This window comes from Rhodoblastus sp. 17X3, assembly GCF_030056575.1.
GTDB lineage: Bacteria > Pseudomonadota > Alphaproteobacteria > Rhizobiales > Beijerinckiaceae > Rhodoblastus.
On the sequence record NZ_JASHHX010000031.1, the window covers coordinates 1 to 18606 of the forward strand.

19 protein-coding genes are annotated in these 18606 nt (G+C 63.2%); 9 read left to right on the forward strand and 10 right to left on the reverse strand.

The window, feature by feature from the left end:
- On the forward strand, positions 1-842 hold an 842-nt coding region (locus QM467_RS18790), incomplete at its 5' end, for a hypothetical protein (protein WP_283367869.1).
- A gap of 2 nt (positions 843-844) precedes the next feature.
- Here QM467_RS18790 and QM467_RS18795 read toward each other — a convergent pair.
- From QM467_RS18795 to QM467_RS18810, 4 genes are all read right to left on the reverse strand, one after another.
- Positions 845-1867, reverse strand: a complete 1023-nt coding sequence (locus tag QM467_RS18795; protein ID WP_283367870.1) for a glycosyltransferase family 2 protein — start codon at positions 1865-1867, stop codon at positions 845-847.
- Between the two features lie 155 nt (positions 1868-2022).
- Positions 2023-2475: a DUF6691 family protein gene (locus QM467_RS18800; RefSeq protein WP_283367871.1), complete on the reverse strand. Its 453-nt coding sequence runs from the start codon at positions 2473-2475 to the stop codon at positions 2023-2025.
- A 7-nt stretch (positions 2476-2482) separates the two neighbouring features.
- Positions 2483-2914: a YeeE/YedE family protein gene (locus tag QM467_RS18805; protein ID WP_283367872.1), complete on the reverse strand. Its 432-nt coding sequence runs from the start codon at positions 2912-2914 to the stop codon at positions 2483-2485.
- 117 nt (positions 2915-3031) lie between these two features.
- Positions 3032-3223 carry a hypothetical protein gene (locus QM467_RS18810; protein ID WP_283367873.1) on the reverse strand — a complete coding sequence of 64 codons (192 nt, stop codon included), beginning with the start codon at positions 3221-3223 and terminating at the stop codon, positions 3032-3034.
- Positions 3224-3474: 251 nt separating this feature from the next.
- On the opposite strand from QM467_RS18810, the gene QM467_RS18815 reads away from it, so the two are divergent.
- A complete protein-coding gene (locus QM467_RS18815) occupies positions 3475-3831 on the forward strand; it encodes a hypothetical protein (RefSeq protein ID WP_283367874.1) in 357 nt (118 codons plus the stop codon).
- A 21-nt stretch (positions 3832-3852) separates the two neighbouring features.
- Here the strand turns inward: QM467_RS18815 and QM467_RS18820 are convergent, their stop codons facing one another.
- Positions 3853-4554, reverse strand: coding sequence for a Crp/Fnr family transcriptional regulator (locus QM467_RS18820; RefSeq protein WP_283367875.1), 702 nt, complete (start codon positions 4552-4554; stop codon positions 3853-3855).
- Between the two features lie 126 nt (positions 4555-4680).
- Between QM467_RS18820 and QM467_RS18825 the strand changes: the two genes are divergently transcribed.
- From QM467_RS18825 to QM467_RS18835, 3 genes are all read left to right on the forward strand, one after another.
- Entirely contained in the window at positions 4681-6279 is a 1599-nt protein-coding gene (locus tag QM467_RS18825) for an arylsulfatase (protein ID WP_283367876.1), read from the forward strand.
- 116 nt (positions 6280-6395) lie between these two features.
- Complete coding sequence (locus QM467_RS18830; RefSeq protein ID WP_283367877.1) at positions 6396-8735, forward strand: tetratricopeptide repeat protein; 2340 nt, start codon at positions 6396-6398, stop codon at positions 8733-8735.
- 92 nt (positions 8736-8827) lie between these two features.
- Positions 8828-9925 carry a calcium:proton antiporter gene (locus QM467_RS18835; protein ID WP_283367878.1) on the forward strand — a complete coding sequence of 366 codons (1098 nt, stop codon included), beginning with the start codon at positions 8828-8830 and terminating at the stop codon, positions 9923-9925.
- Between the two features lie 30 nt (positions 9926-9955).
- Here the strand turns inward: QM467_RS18835 and cbbX are convergent, their stop codons facing one another.
- The 3 genes from cbbX to QM467_RS18850 form a co-directional block, all read right to left on the reverse strand.
- Positions 9956-10909: a CbbX protein gene (gene cbbX / locus QM467_RS18840; RefSeq protein WP_283367879.1), complete on the reverse strand. Its 954-nt coding sequence runs from the start codon at positions 10907-10909 to the stop codon at positions 9956-9958.
- A gap of 88 nt (positions 10910-10997) precedes the next feature.
- On the reverse strand, positions 10998-11387 hold the full coding sequence (locus QM467_RS18845) for a ribulose bisphosphate carboxylase small subunit (protein ID WP_283367880.1): 390 nt from the start codon (positions 11385-11387) through the stop codon (positions 10998-11000).
- A 24-nt stretch (positions 11388-11411) separates the two neighbouring features.
- Positions 11412-12872, reverse strand: a complete 1461-nt coding sequence (locus tag QM467_RS18850) for a form I ribulose bisphosphate carboxylase large subunit (RefSeq protein ID WP_283367881.1) — start codon at positions 12870-12872, stop codon at positions 11412-11414.
- Positions 12873-12992: 120 nt separating this feature from the next.
- On the opposite strand from QM467_RS18850, the gene QM467_RS18855 reads away from it, so the two are divergent.
- The 3 genes from QM467_RS18855 (at position 12993) to QM467_RS18865 (ending at position 16263) form a co-directional block, all read left to right on the forward strand.
- Positions 12993-13892: a LysR family transcriptional regulator gene (locus QM467_RS18855; protein WP_283367882.1), complete on the forward strand. Its 900-nt coding sequence runs from the start codon at positions 12993-12995 to the stop codon at positions 13890-13892.
- Positions 13893-14236: 344 nt separating this feature from the next.
- Entirely contained in the window at positions 14237-14914 is a 678-nt protein-coding gene (locus QM467_RS18860) for a response regulator (protein WP_283367883.1), read from the forward strand.
- Entirely contained in the window at positions 14911-16263 is a 1353-nt protein-coding gene (locus QM467_RS18865) for a sensor histidine kinase (RefSeq protein WP_283367884.1), read from the forward strand. Before QM467_RS18860 ends, QM467_RS18865 begins: the two co-directional genes overlap by 4 nt.
- Here QM467_RS18865 and QM467_RS18870 read toward each other — a convergent pair.
- Positions 16247-16540, reverse strand: coding sequence for a hypothetical protein (locus QM467_RS18870; RefSeq protein ID WP_283367885.1), 294 nt, complete (start codon positions 16538-16540; stop codon positions 16247-16249). The genes QM467_RS18865 and QM467_RS18870 overlap by 17 nt on opposite strands.
- Before the next feature lie 764 nt (positions 16541-17304).
- On the opposite strand from QM467_RS18870, the gene greA reads away from it, so the two are divergent.
- Positions 17305-17787 (forward strand): transcription elongation factor GreA, encoded by a 483-nt coding sequence (gene greA, locus QM467_RS18875; RefSeq protein ID WP_283367886.1) that lies wholly within the window; start codon positions 17305-17307, stop codon positions 17785-17787.
- Between the two features lie 64 nt (positions 17788-17851).
- On the opposite strand, the gene rpe is transcribed toward greA, so the two are convergent.
- Positions 17852-18559 (reverse strand): ribulose-phosphate 3-epimerase, encoded by a 708-nt coding sequence (rpe, locus tag QM467_RS18880; RefSeq protein WP_283367887.1) that lies wholly within the window; start codon positions 18557-18559, stop codon positions 17852-17854.
- Positions 18560-18606: the final 47 nt, after the last annotated feature.

Genomic DNA, 18606 nt, shown 5'->3' on the forward strand with positions numbered 1-18606 from the left:
CCGAAACAAACTTCTTCTTCGACTTCCCATGGAAGTTTCAGAATTTGATTCAAATATTAAGGGACCAGAACCGCCTGATCGACCTTCTCTCTATTGTCTTTTATCTTTCTGTTCTGATCTGGGTGGTTGTTTCGAAAACGATCAAGCTGAATTACGAGCTTGTGCTCCCGGCATTCATTCTTTTGCTTTGCGAAATTGTCATACCGAACGAGCTTTTCGGGTCCTTCTATGCGGATGTTCGCCTTTGGCCGGCGATAATCCAGCTGGCGCTGTTGTCGCCGGTTCCGGGCTCGGTCGGCTCCATGGAGAGCCGCATCGTCGTCGGCGCCGGCGTGCTTGTGGCCGTGGTGCGACTCGCCGTCATGTCGGCGGGATTTGCGCAATATGATCGCGACTTCACGCTCCATTTGCGCGCACTCGATCATGTCCCGGCGGGCGCGAGCATTGTGACCTTCGCGCCCGACGTCTTCCATGTCGCTGCTCTGGAATGGCGGCTTCCGAGGCTCAATCAATTGAGCGGCTTGGCCATTGTCCGGCGGGAGGCCTTCGTCAATTCACAATGGGTGATTCCGGGCGGCCAATTGCTCACGGCCCTGCGCGCCAAGGGCACGCAATTCAATTCGGACCCTTCCCAGATCATCACGCCCAAACCTGATTACACGGGTCCGCTCTGGCCCGAAGTCATGCGGCGGCTGCCCGAGATTCCGCGCGATCGTTTCGACTATCTATGGCTGATCGGCTTCGACATGGCGCAGGCCCGCCCCATTCCGGGCGCGACGCTGCTCTATGCCGACGAGGAAAGCGCGCTCTATCGCCTGCATCCCGACGTTTCCGGACACTGAGCTCAGGCGCGCGGCTGCGCGGCTTCGTTCGATGTTTCGGCGCCGGATTCGACCCGATCGACCAGGAAGCGCGGGCGGCGTTTAACTTCGAGATAGATGCGCCCGACATATTCGCCGATGATGCCCGCCGACAGCATCTGAAGGCTGGCGAAGAGGCTGATCGGCAACAGGATCGAAGCCCAGCCGGGAACGATATAGGCCCGGTTGAAGATCGTCGAGGCGATCACCCAGAAGGCGACGCAGAGCGAAATCAGGCTCGCGATCAGACCCGTGATGGCGATGAGGCGCAGCGGAATCGTGGAAAAGGCCAGCAGCCCCGTCAAGGCGAGGCCAATCATCTTCCGCAAGGTGTAGGAGGTCTCGCCAGCGATGCGCGGCGCGCGGTCGTAAGTCACGACCGCCGTGGAAAAGCCCATGGTCGAGATCAGGCCTCTAAGAAAGAGATTGGCTTCGTCATGCCGCATCAACGCCTCGATCGCCTTGCGCGACATCAGGCGATAATCCGCGTGATTGTGCACGAGATCGATCTTGATCGCCTTCATGAACCGGTAGAAGCCGATGGCGGTCGCGCGCTTGAACAGGCGGTCCGCCGTCCTTTCTTCGCGGACGCCGAACACGATTTCCGCGCCTTCGCAGTAACGCTCGATCATGCTCCCCATCGCGGCGAGATCGTCCTGAAGATCGGCGTCGATGGAAATCGTCACTTCCGCATTGGCGTGCGCGAGGCCGGCGAGCAGCGCGTTCTGGTGGCCGTAATTGCGGGCGAGTTTCAATCCCGTCACTTCGGGAAATTCGCGCGTCAGCGCGCAGATCGTCGCCCAGGTCTCGTCGCGGCTGCCGTCGTCGACGAGAATCAGCCTGAGCCGGCAGGACGCGCCTTCCGAGGCGATGACCATCTGGAGGAATTCGATGATCGCGGGCGCGGTGATCGGCAGCGTCGCCGCTTCGTTATAGGAGGGAATGACGATATCGATCGAGGCGGGAAAATTTCGCCGCGACGTCGCCGACGCTTCAGGCAGAGTCATATGTCATTCCGCGAGGCCGAGGTGAAGGGGCCGTTCCATGCGACGCGATTCGCCCGGAAACGCTTGACCCTTTGCGCCCGACAGTTCTGCCATGGCGCCCGGAACGATGGCAAGGCGCGCCGCCGCCTGACCGCGTGGACCGTTTGCCGCGGCCGTCAGGCGTCTTCCGTCGCCGGTTCCGGCGCGGAGACCGTGGAAAGGGCGTCGACGAGGATCATCCCGGCGGCCATGGCCACGATGAAGAGCAGCGCCCCGGGGCTCAGGAAGCCGAGGCCGACGAGGGCGGGGGCGGGGCAGAAGCCGGCCAGCCCCCAGCCGATCCCGAACAGGGCGGCGCCGCCGAGAAGCCGCGCGTCGATCGCGCTGGCCTGGGGCAGCGCGAGCGGCGCGCCGTTCAAGCTGCGCTCGCGCCCGGCCAGAAAGCGGAACGCGACAAAGGCGATTGAGACGGCGCCGGCCATGACAAAGGCCAGCGAAGGATCCCAGCCACCGGCGAGGTCGAGAAAGCCGAGCACTTTCTGCGGCTGCGTCATTCCGCCGAGGCACAGTCCGAGGCCGAACAGAAGGCCGGCGAGAAAAGGAGCGAGAAAGGGAGAAAGAATCTTCATCTTGCGTCTATCCCAACAGGTGGCGGACGATGAAAACAGTGAGGAATCCGGTCGCCATGAAGGTTGCGGTCGCGGCGGCGGAGCGCGGCGAGAGGCGCGCCAGCCCGCAGACGCCGTGACCGCTGGTGCAGCCATTGGCCAGACGCGAGCCGGCTCCGACAAGTAGCCCCGCGATGACGAGAGGCGTGGCCGACAGGTTGATGACCGGGCCTTGCGCGCCGAACAGCAGGACCGCGAGCGGCGCCGACGCGAACAGGCCGGCGATCAGCGCCAGCCGCCAGAGCCATTTCCCGGGCTTGGGATTGACCAGCCCGCCAAGGATGCCGGCTGCGCCGAGGATGCGGCCCTCCGACAGGAAGAGCAATGTGGCGGCAAGGCCGATCAGCACGCCGCCGGCGAGGGCGGGCAGGGGAGTGAAATGGGACCAGTCGATCTGCAAGGGAAACCATCGTGGAAAGAGAGGGCGCGGCGCGTCAAAACGAATATCTAGTCTATAAAATAGATTAGGTTGCGGCGCTAGAGGTTCGAGTCGAACGACGTGGTAAATCGGGCGATTTCATTCAGCCTCTTCGCCGCGCCGCCGGCGGCGCAACTGACGCGCGACGACAAAATTCGCCGTGCGGATGGCGCGGCCTTCGTCGGCCGTCTCCGCCAGAACCTTGTTGGCCACTTCGGCCCAGATCCGGCAAAGCTCCTCGGTTTGCGCCTTGTGGGTATGGCGCGGCGCGTCCTCGGGCCGCCAGGGCATGTTGCGCCTCCAAAGCGGCGGACTCCGTCAAGGCCCGCCTTCGCCCGAGGACAGTAGCGCCTGCGCGCGCCCGGCGCCAACTCTGCAAAAGACCCTCCAAATTGACGCGGAATCCAAACGGCTTTCGCTTGAGCGCGACATTTGCGCCCGGCTCATCGGCGCAGGTGAGAAAGCGGATGACAGCCGCCCGCCGCCTGCTAGTGTCGGGCGGCAAAACGCGACAACAAAGTACTTGTCGAGGGGGAATGAAAATGAAACGTAGCGTCGAAAAAAGTTTTTTCGCGATTTTGGTCGCCGGCCTTGCGCTGGGCGCCGGACTGACGGGCGCCTCGGCGCTCGAATGCCCCAAGCTGCAATCGCCGGGCGGCGCAGGCGCCGCCAGCCCGGACTTGACGGCGCAGCTATCGGCGAAAGACGCGCTGGCGCAAATTCCGGGCATTCTGGGATCGCTGAAGGAGCAATTTCCGGGCGTGTCCAAGCCGATGCTGGTGGATTTTCTGATCGCGTCCTATTGCCCGGTCGTGAAGGCCAACACGAGCCTGAGCGACGAGGAGAAAATGGCGCGGGTCAAGGAATTCGCCGACCGGGTGGTTTCGAAGGCGTTTTGACGCCTTGTCGATCAGCGAGGCTCAGCCGCCGGCGGCGAGCCTCGCCCGCAAGGCTTCCGGCGCAAGAACGCCGATCTGGCCATAGCGGATTTCGACCTGGCCTTCGGCTTCCAGCCGGTGCAGGAAGGCGCCGGTGGTGGTGCGGGCGAGATTGCACATGGCGGCCAGTTCGCTCTGGCTGAGGTCCAGCCATAGCGGCGACCTTTCGCCGCCGTCGCCGTGCCGGAAGCCTCCGGCGCGCAAAAGCACGGCGATCATGCGGCGGAATTCGTCGCGGATCATCAGATCGTCCATCGCGCCGAGCGCGATCTTCAGGTCCATGAGAGCGAGAGCCGCGATATAGCGCCACGCCAGCGGATCGCGCGCGGCGATCTCGTTGATCGCGTGCAGCGGCAGGAAGAGCGCGTGGCAATTCCGGCCCGCCGATAATCCCGCGATGCGGCGGCATCCGGTCACGGCGGGCCCATAGCCACTCCATGAGCCCGGGGTCATGATATGCGCGAGCATGGGCATATCGTCGCCGGGCGCAACGGAGACTTTCACACTGCCGGAGACAAGCCCATACATGCCGCCCGGCGGATCGTCGATGGAATAGATCGATTGCCCGAGCTTGAAGGTCTGCAGAGCGACGCGGCTGAGGACCGCGCGGCGGAAATCCTCCGGCGTCTGGCTGAGCCAGCCGCGCGTCTCCGCGATCTCCTTGGCCTCATCGAGCGTCAGCATCGGCAGTCCCATCAACGGCAGCTAGCACGATAGACGAAATTATCACGCGCGAATTGCCCGTCTACGGGCATTTGTTCCCGACGGAACTGGTTAGCCTCGCCTCGCTTCGCTTTTTGGGAGGGGCATATGCAAATTTTACGAAGAATCACTCATGGTTTGGCCTTGTCCTTGGGCCTCGCGGGCGCTCTGGCGCCGGTCTGCGCTCTGGCGCAGGAGCAAAAAAGCGCGAAAAAGCCGAATATCGTCATCATTTGGGGCGACGACATCGGCCAGTCCAATCTCAGCGCCTATACCAATGGCCTGATGGGCTATCGCACGCCCAATATCGATTCCATCGCCCGCGACGGCGTGATTTTCACCGATTATTATGGCGAGCAGAGCTGCACCGCTGGCCGCTCCGCCTTCATTACCGGGCAGAGCGTGTTCCGCACCGGCCTCAGCAAGGTGGGTCTGCCGGGCGCCGATCTCGGCCTTCGGAAGGAAGACCCGACCATCGCCGAACTGCTCAAGACGCAGGGCTATGTCACGGGCCAGTTCGGCAAGAACCATCTCGGCGACAAGGACGAAATGCTGCCGACCAACCACGGCTTCGATGAGTTTTACGGCAATCTCTATCACCTCAACGCCGAGGAAGAGCCGGAACTGCCGGATTATCCCAAAGCCAACGATCCGGAATTCCCCAATTTCCGCAAGAATTTCGCCCCGCGCGGCGTGATCCACAGCTGGGCTCAGCCTGACGGCACGCAGAAGATCGAGGACACCGGCCCGCTCACCAAAAAGCGCATGGAGACGATCGACGACGACATCGCCGAGCGTTCGGCTGAATTTCTGGACAAGCAGGTCAAGACCGGCAAGCCGGTTTTCCTGTGGGTCAATTTCACCCACATGCATTTCCGCACCCATGTGAAGCCCGAGAGCCTCGGGCAGTCCGGGCGCTTCATGGGACCCTATCCCGACGCCATGATCGACCACGACAAGAACGTCGGCACGGTGCTCGACAAGATCAAAGCGCTCGGCATCGACGACAATACCATCGTCATGTATTCGACCGACAACGGCCCGCACATGAATTCATGGCCGGACGCCGCCATGACGCCGTTCCGCAACGAGAAGAACTCGAATTGGGAAGGCGCCTATCGCGTGCCGGCCATGGTTCGCTGGCCCGGCAAGATCAAGCCGGGATCGGTCGCCAATGGCATCGTCTCGCATCTCGACTGGATGCCGACCCTGCTCGCCGCCGCCGGTGCGCCCGACGTCAAGGAAAAGCTGCTGACCGGATTCAAGGCGGGCGACACGACCTTCAAGGTCCATCTCGACGGCTTCAACCAGCTGCCTTACCTCACCGGCGCCGAGCCGAACAGCGCGCGCAAGGCGTTTTTCTATTTCTCGGACGATGGCGACCTGACCGGCCTGCGTTACGACAATTTCAAATTCGTATTCCTGGAGCAGCGTGCGCGCGGCACCTTGCAGGTCTGGGCCGAGCCTTTCACACCCCTGCGCGTGCCGAAGATCTTCAATCTGCGGCTCGACCCCTATGAGCGCGCCAGCGACACGTCGAACACCTATTACGACTGGCTGTTGGATCACGCCTTCATGCTGGTCCCGGCGCAGAAATATGTCGCGGAGTTCGTCGGCACCTTCAAGGAATTCCCGCCGCGCCAGAAGGCGGCCACCTTCACCGCGGGCCAGGCGCTTGAGAAGCTCTCGCAGCCTTCCGGCGATTGAGCCTGTCCTTTTTCACCCTATGACGCGGCCGCCTCAGGGCGGCCGCGTTTTTTCAGGCGCCGCCTTGCGCCGGCGGCTCGGGCGCCCCAGTTTGCAGGCGCCAGCCCAGAGGTCCCATGCGCTCCGGTTTTCTTCTCTCTTTCTTCGTCCTGCTGGCCTTTCTCGGGCGTGCGCCGGTTCGCGCGGAAACACGGGCGCAATTCGTCGGCTCGGAGAGCTGTTCCGCCTGCCACAGGAGCGAATATAACGCCTGGCGCAAATCGCATCACGCTGGCGCGATGCAGGTCGCGGACGACAAGACGGTTCTTGGCGATTTTAGGGACGCGCATTTCCGCAAGGGCGATGTCGAGTCCATTTTCTTCCGGCGCGACGGCAAGTTTTTCGTGCGCACCGACGGGCCGGACGGCGGTCTGGCCGATTTCGAGATCAAATACACCTTCGGGCTGACGCCGCTGCAGCAATACCTGATCGAGCTGCCGGGCGGGCGACTACAGGCCTTTGGCGTTGCGTGGGATTCCCGCCCGGCCGATCAGGGCGGCCAGCGCTGGTTCGATCTTTACCCTGAACGCAAGCTGGCGGCGGGCGATCCGCTGCATTGGACCGGCATCGACCAGAACTGGAATTTCCAGTGCGCCTGGTGCCATTCGACCGATCTGAAGAAGAATTACGATCCGGCCAAGGCGACATTCGCGACCCGTTGGTCGGAGATCAGCGTCGGCTGCGAAGCCTGCCATGGCCCGGCCTCGCGCCATCTCGACTGGGCGAAGCAGCGCGGCGGCCTCAGTGACGCGGAGAAGAAAAGTCGCGGCTTCGCCCTGCGCTTCGACCAGCGCGCCGGCGTGACCTGGGCCGCCAATCCGGAGGGAACGGCCACGCGCTCAAAGCCGCCGGGCGAGCGCAAGGAAGAGTCGCGAGCGGTTGGCGCACGCCAGAGCGAGCGCAAGGAAGAACTGGTCTGCGCCGGCTGCCATGCGCGCCGCAGCCAGTTTTCCGACGCGCCCAAAGACGCGCAGCATTTCTACGACGCCTTCCACCCCTCGACCCTCGCGCCTGGCCTCTATTATCCGGATGGCCAGCAACGCGACGAGGTCTATAATTTCGCCTCCTTCGCGCAGAGCCGCATGCATGCGGCCGGAGTGACCTGCTCGGATTGCCACGATCCGCATTCCGGCAAATTGCGGCTGGCGGGCAACGAGGTCTGCGGCCAGTGCCATGCCGCCAAGGTGTTCGACGCGCCGGCGCATCATCATCATCCGCAGGGCTCGCCGGGCGCGCAATGCGCGACCTGCCACATGCCGACGACCACCTATATGGGCGTCCACGCGCGTCAGGATCATTCCATGCGCATCCCGCGTCCGGACCGCACGCTGAGCATGGGAACGCCGAACGCCTGCAACAAATGCCACACGGACAAGGACGCCCGCTGGGCGGTGGCGGCGCTGAAAGGCTGGGGCATGGGCGCCAAGCCCGGCGCGCAGGGTTTCGCCGAGGCGTTGGCCCTCGCGGACGCCGATGGGGCGGGGGCGGGCGAAGCTCTGGCCGGCGTGGCGAAAGACGAAAGCCAGCCGGCCATCGCCCGCGCTAGCGCCTTGCAGCGCCTGACGGGGACTCCGGCGCCGGAAGTGCTCGCCATGGCGGAGCAATTGACGAAGGCTGACGATCCAATGATCCGCGAGGCGGCGGTCGAGGTTCTCGCGAGCGCCGATCCGGCGACGAAAAAGCGCGCGCTGACGCCGCTGCTGCGCGACGAAACCGCTCTGGTGCGGATGCAGGCGGCGCGCGCGCTCGCCGGCCCAGCCGAGGCGGACCTGACCCCGGCGGATCTTGCCCCCTTCGAGAAAGCTCTGGACGAATATGTCGCGGGCCAGATGTTCACCGCCGAGCGGCCGGAATCGCGTTCCAATCTCGGCGGCCTGAACCTTGCGCGCGGAAGGCTCGACGCGGCACAGGCCGAATTCGCCAAATCGCTGGAGCTGGACAAGACCTTCGCGCCCGCCGCGATCCAGCTCGCGGAAATCGCGCGCGTCCGCGGCGACGAAAAGGGCGCCGAGGCGATCCTGAGCAAGGCTCTCGCTGATAATCCGCAATCGGGGCCGCTCAATTACGCGCTGGCCATGAGCCTGATCCGCCAGAAGCGCGTTCCCGACGCCCTGGTCCGGCTGGAGCAGTCGGCGCGGCTCGCGCCCGACGACGCGCACGCCGCCTATGTCTATGCCGTCGCGCTGCATGACACCGGCGCTCCGGCCAAGGCCATCGAGGTTTTGCGCGCCGCACTGACGCGGCGTCCCAATGACCGCGAGACTCTCTCTGCGCTCGCCTCCTATGAGGCGCAGGCGAGCGATTACGCCTCCGCGCTCGGCCACGTGCAGGCTTTGGTGAAACTGGAGCCGGACAATCCGCAATTGCTCCGGTTCGAACAGGCGCTGCGGGCGAAACTGGTCAGGCCGGACAAATAGAGGGCCTATTGACACTCCGCCGCACAAAAGCCAGAGCGAGGCGGCTAGGGTGGCAACCCGAAATTTCGATTGGCGGCGGAGGAGAGCGCGATATGGCTTCGGCACATCAAGCACAGAACGGCTGGAAAAATCTGGCTCCGCCGGTCGTCGCGCTGATCCTGGTCGGGCTGGAGCATGCGCATATTCTGCATGCCGACAATTCCGCGCTCTTTCTCGTCGCCGCCGCGCTGTTGCTGGGGTCCGTCTTCGCGGCGGTCCATCACGCCGAAATGGTCGCGCTGAAGGTCGGCGAGCCGATGGGCTCGATCCTGCTGGCGCTGGCGGTGACGGCGATCGAAACTTCGCTGATCGTCGCGGCGATGCTGGGCTCGGAAACCGGCGACAATTCGCTCGCACGCGACACGGTGTTTTCGGCGGTGTCGATCGTGCTCAACGGCGTGATCGGGCTGTGCCTGCTGGTCGGCGGCGCGCGCTATCGCGAGCAGGGCTTCCGGGTTCACGGCACCGGTTCCGCGCTCAGCGTGTTGGCGACCCTCGCGATCCTCACGCTGGTTCTGCCGAATTTCACAATCGCCCGGCTTGGTCCGCAATATTCGCCGACGCAGCTGATGTTCGTCGGGGGGCTGTCCATTCTGCTCTATAGCGTGTTCGTCTTCGTGCAGTCGGTGCGCCACCGCGACTATTTTCTGGTGGATTCGGACGGCGACGAGGGCGAGGCGCATGCGCCGCCCTCCACTGGCGCCACCGCCTTCAGCGGCGTGATGCTGGTGGTCTCGTTGGCGGGCGTGGTGCTGTTGGCGGAGACCCTGTCGCCGGCGCTGGAGCGCGCGATCCATTCCGCCGGCCTGCCGGTTTCCTTCCTCGGCGTGATCATCGCATTGCTGGTCCTTTTGCCGGAAAGCCTCGCGGCGCTGGCCGCCGCCAGGGCCAACAAACTGCAAACCAGCCTGAACCTTTCGCTAGGCTCGGCCATAGCCAGCATCGGCCTGACCATTCCAGCCGTCGGCGCCGTGTCGCTCTATCTCGGCAAGGAGCTGACGCTCGGCCTCAACGAAGAAAACATGGTCATCCTGATGCTGACCCTGTTCGTCGCCACACTCACTCTGGCGACAGGCCGCGCGACAATTTTGCAGGGCGCGGTCCATCTGGTGATCTTCGGGGTCTTCCTGCTGTTTTCCGCGGTGCCGTGAGTCGGTCCGGGGCGGGTTGAGCGAGGGCGCCTATGCGTCCCTGGCCCTCTCATGGGCAAGGCCGCCGGCGAAGACGCGGCTCGCCTTGATGTCGACAGCCCGGATGGTTGACAGCGCCTCGACATCCACGAGCGCGCCGGTTTCGAACAGCCTGTTGGCCTGCCGCAGCCGCGCGCGGTCGAGCGCGTTGCGGATCGAGCGGGCGTTGGCGAAATGGGGCAGGCTGCGGCGCACGGCGATGTAATCCTCCATGGCGGCGCGGCCTTCCGCATCGAAGCGATAATCCTGCTGCGCCAGCATGCTCTCGGCAATGCGCAGCAACTCTTCGTCTGCATAGTCGGGAAATTCGATGTGATGGGCGATGCGCGAGCGAAAGCCCGGATTGCTGTTGAAAAAGTTCTCCATGCGGTCGGCATAGCCAGCGAGGATCACGACCAGATCGTCGCGATGGTTCTCCATCACCTGCAGCAGAATCTCGATGGCTTCCTGGCCATAGTCGCGCTCATTGTCGGGCTTGTAGAGATAATAGGCTTCATCGATGAACAGCACGCCGCCCATGGCTTTCTTGAGCACTTCGCGGGTCTTGGGCGCGGTATGGCCGATATACTGGCCGACGAGATCGTCGCGCGTGACCGAGACGAGATGGCCCTTGCGGACATAGCCCAGCCGGTGCAGCAGATTGGCCATTTTCAGCGCGACCGTCGTTTTGCCGACGCCGGGATTGCCGGTGAAGCTCATGTGCAGGGTCGGCGTCTCATGCGCCAGTCCGAGCTTGCGCCGCGCGCGATCGACCAGCAGCAGGGCGGCGGTTTCGCGGATGCGGTTCTTGACCGGGGCGAGGCCGATCAATTCACGGTCGAGTTCGCCGAGAACGTCGGCGACGCCGGAGGAGCGATAATCCTCGGCGAGATCGACCCGCCCATCGGGCCGGGCTTCGGTTCCGGTGGAGATTTCGCCTTCGGTCGCGGGAACATGCTCGTTCATTTTACGATCTTTCGGCTCGATCTTACGCGTGGTTCTTGCGTGGAGGGGAGCGGGGCCAAATCGGAGGAAATCCGGCCCCGCCCGCGCGTCAGGCGCGCTCCGTCAGCGTGATGTTGACGGTGCGGCCGCGCACCTCGGTGCGGGTCATCGCGAAGTGCGGCTCGACCTTCGGACGCTGTACGATAAAGGACGTCCGCACCGTCTCGAAACCGCGCGTGGAATCGAAGGCGATGAGCTTGATATAGACGTCCGGATGGGCCTTGCGGCAGGCGTTCAGCTCCATCATCACGCCGGCGGCGTCCTTCAGGTCGAACATGGGATGGCCCCACATTTCCCAATAGGTGTTGCGCGGGTGCGGGTCGTCGGTGAATTCGACGCCGATAGCCCAGTCGTTGCGCAGGCAATATTCAACCTGCGCCTTGATTTGCTCCTCGTCGAGATCGGGGAGGAATGAGAAACATCCCTGTGTGATGCGCATTTTTCGGCTCCTTGAATGTCTTGATTACTGAGCCGCGACCGGGGTCGGCACGAAGTCCGACGTGTCGGTCGAGGTATAGTTGAAGGAAATATTGCCCCAGGTATCGAGCGCGGCTTCGAGCGGCTTGCACCACTTGGCGGCGGCGCGCAGGATTTCCGGGCCTTCCGCATCAATGTCGCGGCCTTCGTTGCGCGCCAGAACCATGGCTTCCAACGCCACGCGATTGGCGGTCGCGCCGGCCTGGATGCCCATCGGATGGCCGATGGTGCCGCCGCCGAACTGCAACACGACATCGTCGCCGAACAGGCTGAGCAGCTGGTGCATCTGGCCAGCGTGAATGCCGCCCGAGGCAACCGGCATGACTTTGCGGATGTCGCACCAGTCCTGGTCGAAATAGACGCCGCGCTGCAGGTCCAATTTCGTCGTGGCGTCGCGACAGACGTTGTAATAGCCCTGCACGGTCATCGGATCGCCTTCCAGCTTGCCGACGGCGGTGCCCGCGTGGATGTGGTCCACGCCCGCGAGACGCATCCATTTAGCGATGACGCGGAACGACACGCCGTGGTTTTTCTGCCGGGTATAGGTGCCGTGGCCGGCGCGGTGCAGATGCAGCATCATGTCGTTCTGGCGGCACCATTCGGCCATGGACTGGATCGCGGTATAGCCGATGACCAAGTCGATCATCACGATGACCGAACCGAGTTGCTTGGCGAATTCAGCGCGGCGGTACATTTCCTCCATCGTGCCGGCGGTGATGTTGAGGTAATGGCCCTTGATCTCGCCGGTGGCGGCGGTCGCCTTGTTCACGGCCTCCATGCAGTAGAGGAAACGGTCGCGCCAATGCATGAAAGGCTGGGAATTGATGTTCTCGTCGTCCTTCATGAAGTCGAGGCCGCCTTTGAGGCCCTCATAGACCACGCGGCCGTAGTTCTTGCCCGAGAGGCCGAGCTTCGGCTTGGTGGTGGCGCCGAGCAGCGGGCGGCCGAACTTGTCGAGGCGCTCGCGCTCGACCACGATGCCGGTCGGCGGACCCTTGAAGGTTTTCACATAGGCCGGCGGGAAATACATGTCTTCGAGACGCGCCGCCTTGAGGGGTTTGAACGAGAAGACATTGCCGATGATCGAGGCCGTGAGGTTGGCGATCGAGCCTTCCTCGAACAGGATGTAATCATAGGCGACATAAACGAAATACTGGCCGGGATTGCCGGGCACCGGATCGACGCGATAGGCCTTGGCGCGATAGGAATCGCAGGCGGTCAGGCGGTCGGTCCACACCACCGTCCAGGTCGCGGTGGAGGATTCGCCGGCCACGGCGGCCGCCGCTTCGATCGGGTCCACGCCTTCTTGCGGCGTGATGCGGAAGAGGGCGATGATGTCGGTGGCTTTGGGCTCGTATTCGCCGTTCCAGTAGCCCATCTGGGCATATTTCAGCACGCCGGACTTGTAGCGCTCCTTGCCCTTGATTTCCTTGACCTTGGTTTCCATCGCGCTCTCCCTTCGAGCCTGGTTTTTTCGCCATTGCGATTGCGATGAAGCGTTTTACGCCGGACCATCATTTGAGTTAAGTTCATTGTTTCAAACGTTATCTGTTACTGGAGTATTATCATGCTGCGAAGGGTGACGCTCCATCAATTGCGCCTCATGGCGGCGCTCGCGCGCCATATGAACATGACGCGGGCCGCCGAGGAGATGCACATGACGCCCTCGGCTTTTTCCATCCAGATCAAGCAGCTGGCGGAAAGCCTCGGCCTGCCGCTGCACGAGCAGGCGGGCAAGAAGCTCTATCTGACCGAGGCGGGCCGCGCCGCCGCCGCGGCGAGCCGCGACATGATCGAGCGGTTGGACCTGCTGGGCATGGAGCTGGCTGAAATTCAGGGCTTCGAACGCGGCTGCCTGCGGTTGGCGATGATCACCACGGCGCGCTATTTCGCCACCCGGCTGATCGGTGATTTCTGCCGCGACCATCCCAAGATCGAGCTGGTGCTCGAAGTGGTCAACCGCGACCAGATCCTGGAGCGCATCCGCCAGAATCTCGACGATCTCTACATCATGGGCCGGCCGCCCGAAGAGCCGGACGTGGTTGCAATTCCCTTCATCGAAAATCCGCTGGTCGTGCTGGCCCCCGCCAGCCACCCCCTCTGCGCGGAAAAGCGGATCGAACCGGCGCGCCTTGAGAGCGAGGCCTTCATCCTGCGCGAGCCGGGCTCGGGAACGCGCCAGGTGACGGAGCGCTATTTTGTGGAACATGGCATCAGCCCGGCGACGCGCATGACGCTGGGCAGCGACGAAACCATCAAGCAGGCCGTCGCCGCCGGTCTCGGCCTCGCCGTCCTGTCGCGTCACGTCCTCGCGCTCGACGCCCCCTCGGGCGCCTTGCGCGAACTCGACGTGCAGGGTTTTCCGCTTATGCGGCAATGGTACGCGGTGCATCTCGCGGCGAAAAAGCTATCGCCGCTGGCGACGGCTTTTTTGACTTTGCTGAAGGACTCGCGCGAGCGCGGCTAGGGGTGAAAAGTCAGACCGTGGCGCCGACAGCGATGACCGCGTTCGGCTCGAAGGAGATCTTCCCGGCGTCGCCCCCGAGGCGCCTCATGTCGAACCAGAACGATTGTCGCTCGAGGCTGCACGACGTCAGGTATGCGGTCGGATGCAGGGCTTGCCGAAATCACTAGCGAAACATGAGTCTGTTGACGCCGATAGGCGCCGCCCCGGCGATCTCAGCATGGCGGCGCTCCGGAGATTCATTGGTGCGATCCCCGCTAGATGAAGCTTAACGAGGCCAACGACAGCCAAACATTGCAGATTGCACAAAAATCTGATCTGGTCCGCAAAAATAGGCCGGAACCGGCATGAGACTGCTGCTGATCGAAGACACGGCCCGCTTGCGCGAATTGCTGATCGAAAGCGTGCATTCGGCGGGATGGCGGATCGACGCCTTCGGGACCTGCGCTGAGGCCGAAGAGGCTGTCGCGTCCACGGCCTATGACCTGCTTCTGTTCGATCTCGGTCTGCCGGACGGCGACGGAATAGATCTCATTCGCGCTCTGCGCCGCCAGGGACATCATACGCCGATTCTGATTCTCACCGCGCGGGCCGCCATAGACGAGCGCATCGCCGGTCTGGACGCCGGCGCCGACGATTATCTGGTGAAGCCCTTCAATCATGGCGAATTTCTCGCGCGATGCCGCGCCTTGCTGCGACGTTCGCCTGAGACGGCTCCGCCCGTTCTCGTCGCGGGCCGTCTGGTTTTCGATCCCGCCACCGGCGTCATGACCTGCGAGGGACAGGACCTCGCGCTGACGCCGCGCGAGCGCGCCATTGCCGAGATCCTGATGCGGGAGGCAGACAAGGCGGTTCCCAAGCGCAAGCTGGAACATGCCCTTTCCGAATTTGACAGCGACGTCTCGACCAATGCCGTGGAACTCGCGGTCTCTCGATTGCGCAAGAAGCTGGGCGCTGTCGAGGCGCAAGTTGCGCTCGAAACAATCCGGGGCCTCGGCTATCTGCTGCGGGAAGTCGAGGGATGAAGTCGGAAACTCCGTCCCTGATCGCCGTCGTCGTGCGGCAGATCATGATTTTCGCCGCTTTGGCCATGGTCGCGCAGCTGGTGGGCGTTTTTCTCGAATATTGGAGCGATAATCAAAATCTCGGCCGTCTCGCGATAGAACTGGAGACGGCCGCGCTCATCCCGGGCGTGCGAATCGCCGAGGGAAAAAGGACTTATGTGCTTCCTGTCGAGATGCGCGCGCGCTACGGGGCGGCGGATACCGGCTATTTCGTGCGCGCGCTCGATCCTTCCGGCGCGATTCTCTATACGAATTGCGCGAGCGATTGCGAGGTCTACTTTCCGACGCCGGAAACGCGTCGTCTCGATTTCTGGATGATGGAGCTGAAGCCCGGCAAGCCGCTGAACATTTCCGGCGGCCGCAGCGTCTCCGACGATCCCGACGCCGTGACCATCGACGTCGCCATCGTCGGCGATCGGGACGGCATAGTCTATCGCGTTCTCTTCAATGAAATTCAGGATCACATGGCGCTGCCGATGAGCCTGTTGCTGATTGTTGTCCTTGGCGCGACGAGCCTTTCTATTGCCCAGGCGCTTCGGCCGGTGCGCGAGAGCGCCGCGCTCGCCGCGCGCCTCGATCCTCTCGCGCCGACGGCGCGCCTGCCGGTGGAAGGCATGCCTCGGGAAATCGCGGATTACGCGAAGGCGGTGAATGGAGCACTGGAGCGCATCTTCGGCCTGATGCGCTCGCAAAGAATAATGACCTCCGCGATATCGCACGAGGTGCGAACGCCTCTGGCCATGGCCCGCCTGGAGCTGGAAAGGATCGCCGATCCCCGCGCGCGCAAGGTGGAGGAGGATCTTGAGGCGCTCAATTATCTGGTGGAGCAGTTGACGACGCTGGCGCGCCTGGAAAGCGGCGGGATTGTCGAGCCGGAAAGGATCGATCCGGTCGAACTCGCCCAGCAGGTCGTTGCGGCCCTCGCGCCCCTCGTCTTCAGTTCCGGCCGAACGATCGAACTCGATGAGCGCGAGCCGGCTTCCTTCCGCGGCCACCGCGCCATGATCGAGAACGCCTTGCGCAATCTGATCGATAACGCGATCCGCCACAGCGGCCTGGGCGCGGCGATCCGGGTCGTCGCCGGTCCCGGCCCATGTCTGTCGGTTTCCGACGATGGCGGCGCCAAAGGCAAGGCGGCGCCGCCGCGGCGTGAGGGCGAGGGGGCCGATCGCTCCGGACTCGGCCTGAAGATCGTCGGCCGCATCGCCGAAATCCACGGCGGCCGCTTTGAATTCGCGGACCTACCGGAGGGGGGCGCCGTCGCAAAACTCTGTCTGCCGCCCGCTAATGGCGTCAGTCCGCAGTCGTGAAAGCCCGTTCGTCTTTCGATTCCGCCTTGCTTCTGGCGGCCTTGTCGCGGGCCTCCTTCCAGGCGCTTTCGGCCTTTTCAAGCAGGCTCACCATGTCTTTCGCCTGCCGGATCGTCGCCGCGAGGTGAAAGCCGGCATAGGCGTTCAGGCGATCGGCGTCCTGCTTTTCGAAGATGGCGTTCTTATCGTCGTCGGACAGGTCGAGAAAGTCGTCGGCCATCGAGGCGACGATGGTGAGATTGCGGGAAAGCTCTTCCCAATTCTGCTTCGAATGCATGTTTTCGCGGCCCTTTGGCGTTTTTGTCCAGCGTTCTGGATGACAATGGCGAGCGGATTGTCATCGGCGCCGACAAGCCGTTTTAGGGCTGCGCAATTGTCGTTTTGCCGTCAGCCGGGACAATATCGGGCAAGACGTCCGCCCTGTCCCCGAACCAGGGCGCCGGTCGACGCACAGGCGACCGGCGAGTGCGCCATCATTGGCAATTTTTTGGGATCAGCTGGCGCCGAATGACCGACGCGCAGATCCGGTCATTCACTCAACGCGCCCTCGAGGATGCGCTCAAGCAAGGACTATCGCTTAAACGTCCTGGTCAGTCCTCCGCGGAAAACGCTTTCGCCACGCGATCAAAGATTGCTTTACGCTCCGTTCGGCGGTCGTTTTGATCCGGAGGGAGTTCAAAGCCAAGGAAGCCCCAAGGCGCGCCGCGACGCTCCAGCCAGAGCAAATGCAGATCGCGGCTTTCTGCTCTCGCTTTTTCTCGCTGCGTCGATTGATGACGTGGGTGTCGTCGGAGACGGCAAGAATCGACCTGCAGAAGGCGAATTGGGCGAACGCGACTGCGGGTTGGGGGCGCATTCCGCGCAAATCGCGGGAAACCGCTGTCTCGGCCTAAGCGGATGCGAGCGGATGTAAAAGCTTCCCCATCCCGCACATGAGGATCGTAAACCGCGAAGGCAATCTGTAGATTGCCTGCATGACAAAAATCGGATTTCCTTCTACGGGGCGCCGACGAAGCGAACCGGCTTTACAAGGATTTTGAGTTGAGCGTCGCCTTCACCAAGGAAGACAGTGCGGAAACGGCCTCGGAAATTTTGCTGCCCGACCGCCCGGTTTCACCTCATCCGAACCTTGTTACGAAAACGGGATTGAAGGCTCTTGAATTTCAACTCGTACAGGCTCGTGAGGCCTATGAGGCGGCGCAGAAGATCGAGGACGTGAATGAACGGCGGCGGCAAGCCGCAATTCCCTTGCGCGATATCCGCTACTTTGTGGCGAGAGTCCGGACCGCTCAGGTCGTCCCCGATCCCGTGTCGACCGAAACCGTCGCCTTTGGGAGCACGGTGACGTTCAGACGCGAGGATGGGCGCGTCCAGAGATATCGCATCGTGGGTGAGGACGAGGCGGACCCCAGGTCCGGCTCCATTTCTTTCGTATCCCCGGTGGCGAGGCTTCTCATGAACAAGGCTGTCGGCGATGAAGCCGGCGCATCCGGTCAAGAGCTGGAGATCATTTCAATATCCTAGCTCGCCGCAATTCGCTGTTGGACGTCGTTCAGAGTCGGGAATCAATGTCGGATTTCGACGCCCGTCACGCCGCGAATTTCTGCCGCGCCGCTTCCGCCGCCGCGCGGATGGCGGAGATGTTGCGGCCATAGATCTCGGGCGTTTCGACCGAGCCGCCCTTGAACACGGCGGAGCCGGCCACCAGCACGTCGGCGCCCGCCTGCGCGACCAGTGGCGCGGTCTCGGGCGTAATGCCGCCGTCGATTTCGATATGGATCGGACGGTCGCCGATCATGGCGCGCAATTGCTTCACCTTTTCGACCTGGCTGTCGATGAAGCTCTGGCCGCCAAAGCCGGGGTTGACCGTCATGACCAGCACGAGATCGATGCGGTCGAGCACGAATTCGAGCGCGCTGGCCGGGGTCGAGGGATTGAGCGAGACGCCGGCCTTGGCGCCGAAGGAGCGCACCAGTTGCAGCGAGCGGTCGAGATGCGCCCCCGCCTCGGCATGCACGGTGACGACATCGGCTCCCGATTTGACAAAGGCTTCGATATAGGGATCGACGGGGGCAATCATCAGATGCACGTCCATCACGCCCTTGATGTGCTTGCGGATCGCAGCGCAGGTGGACGGGCCGAAGGTGATGTTGGGCACGAAATGGCCGTCCATCACATCGACATGGACCCAATCCGCGCCCTGCGCCTCGATGGCGCGGCATTCGGCGCCGAAATTGGCGAAATCGGCGGACAGGATCGACGGCGCGATCTTGATCGAACGATCGAAGGGTTTCATTTCAGGCCATCCTTTTTGCTTGAACCGCTCGCGGCCGGGAGCGCCGG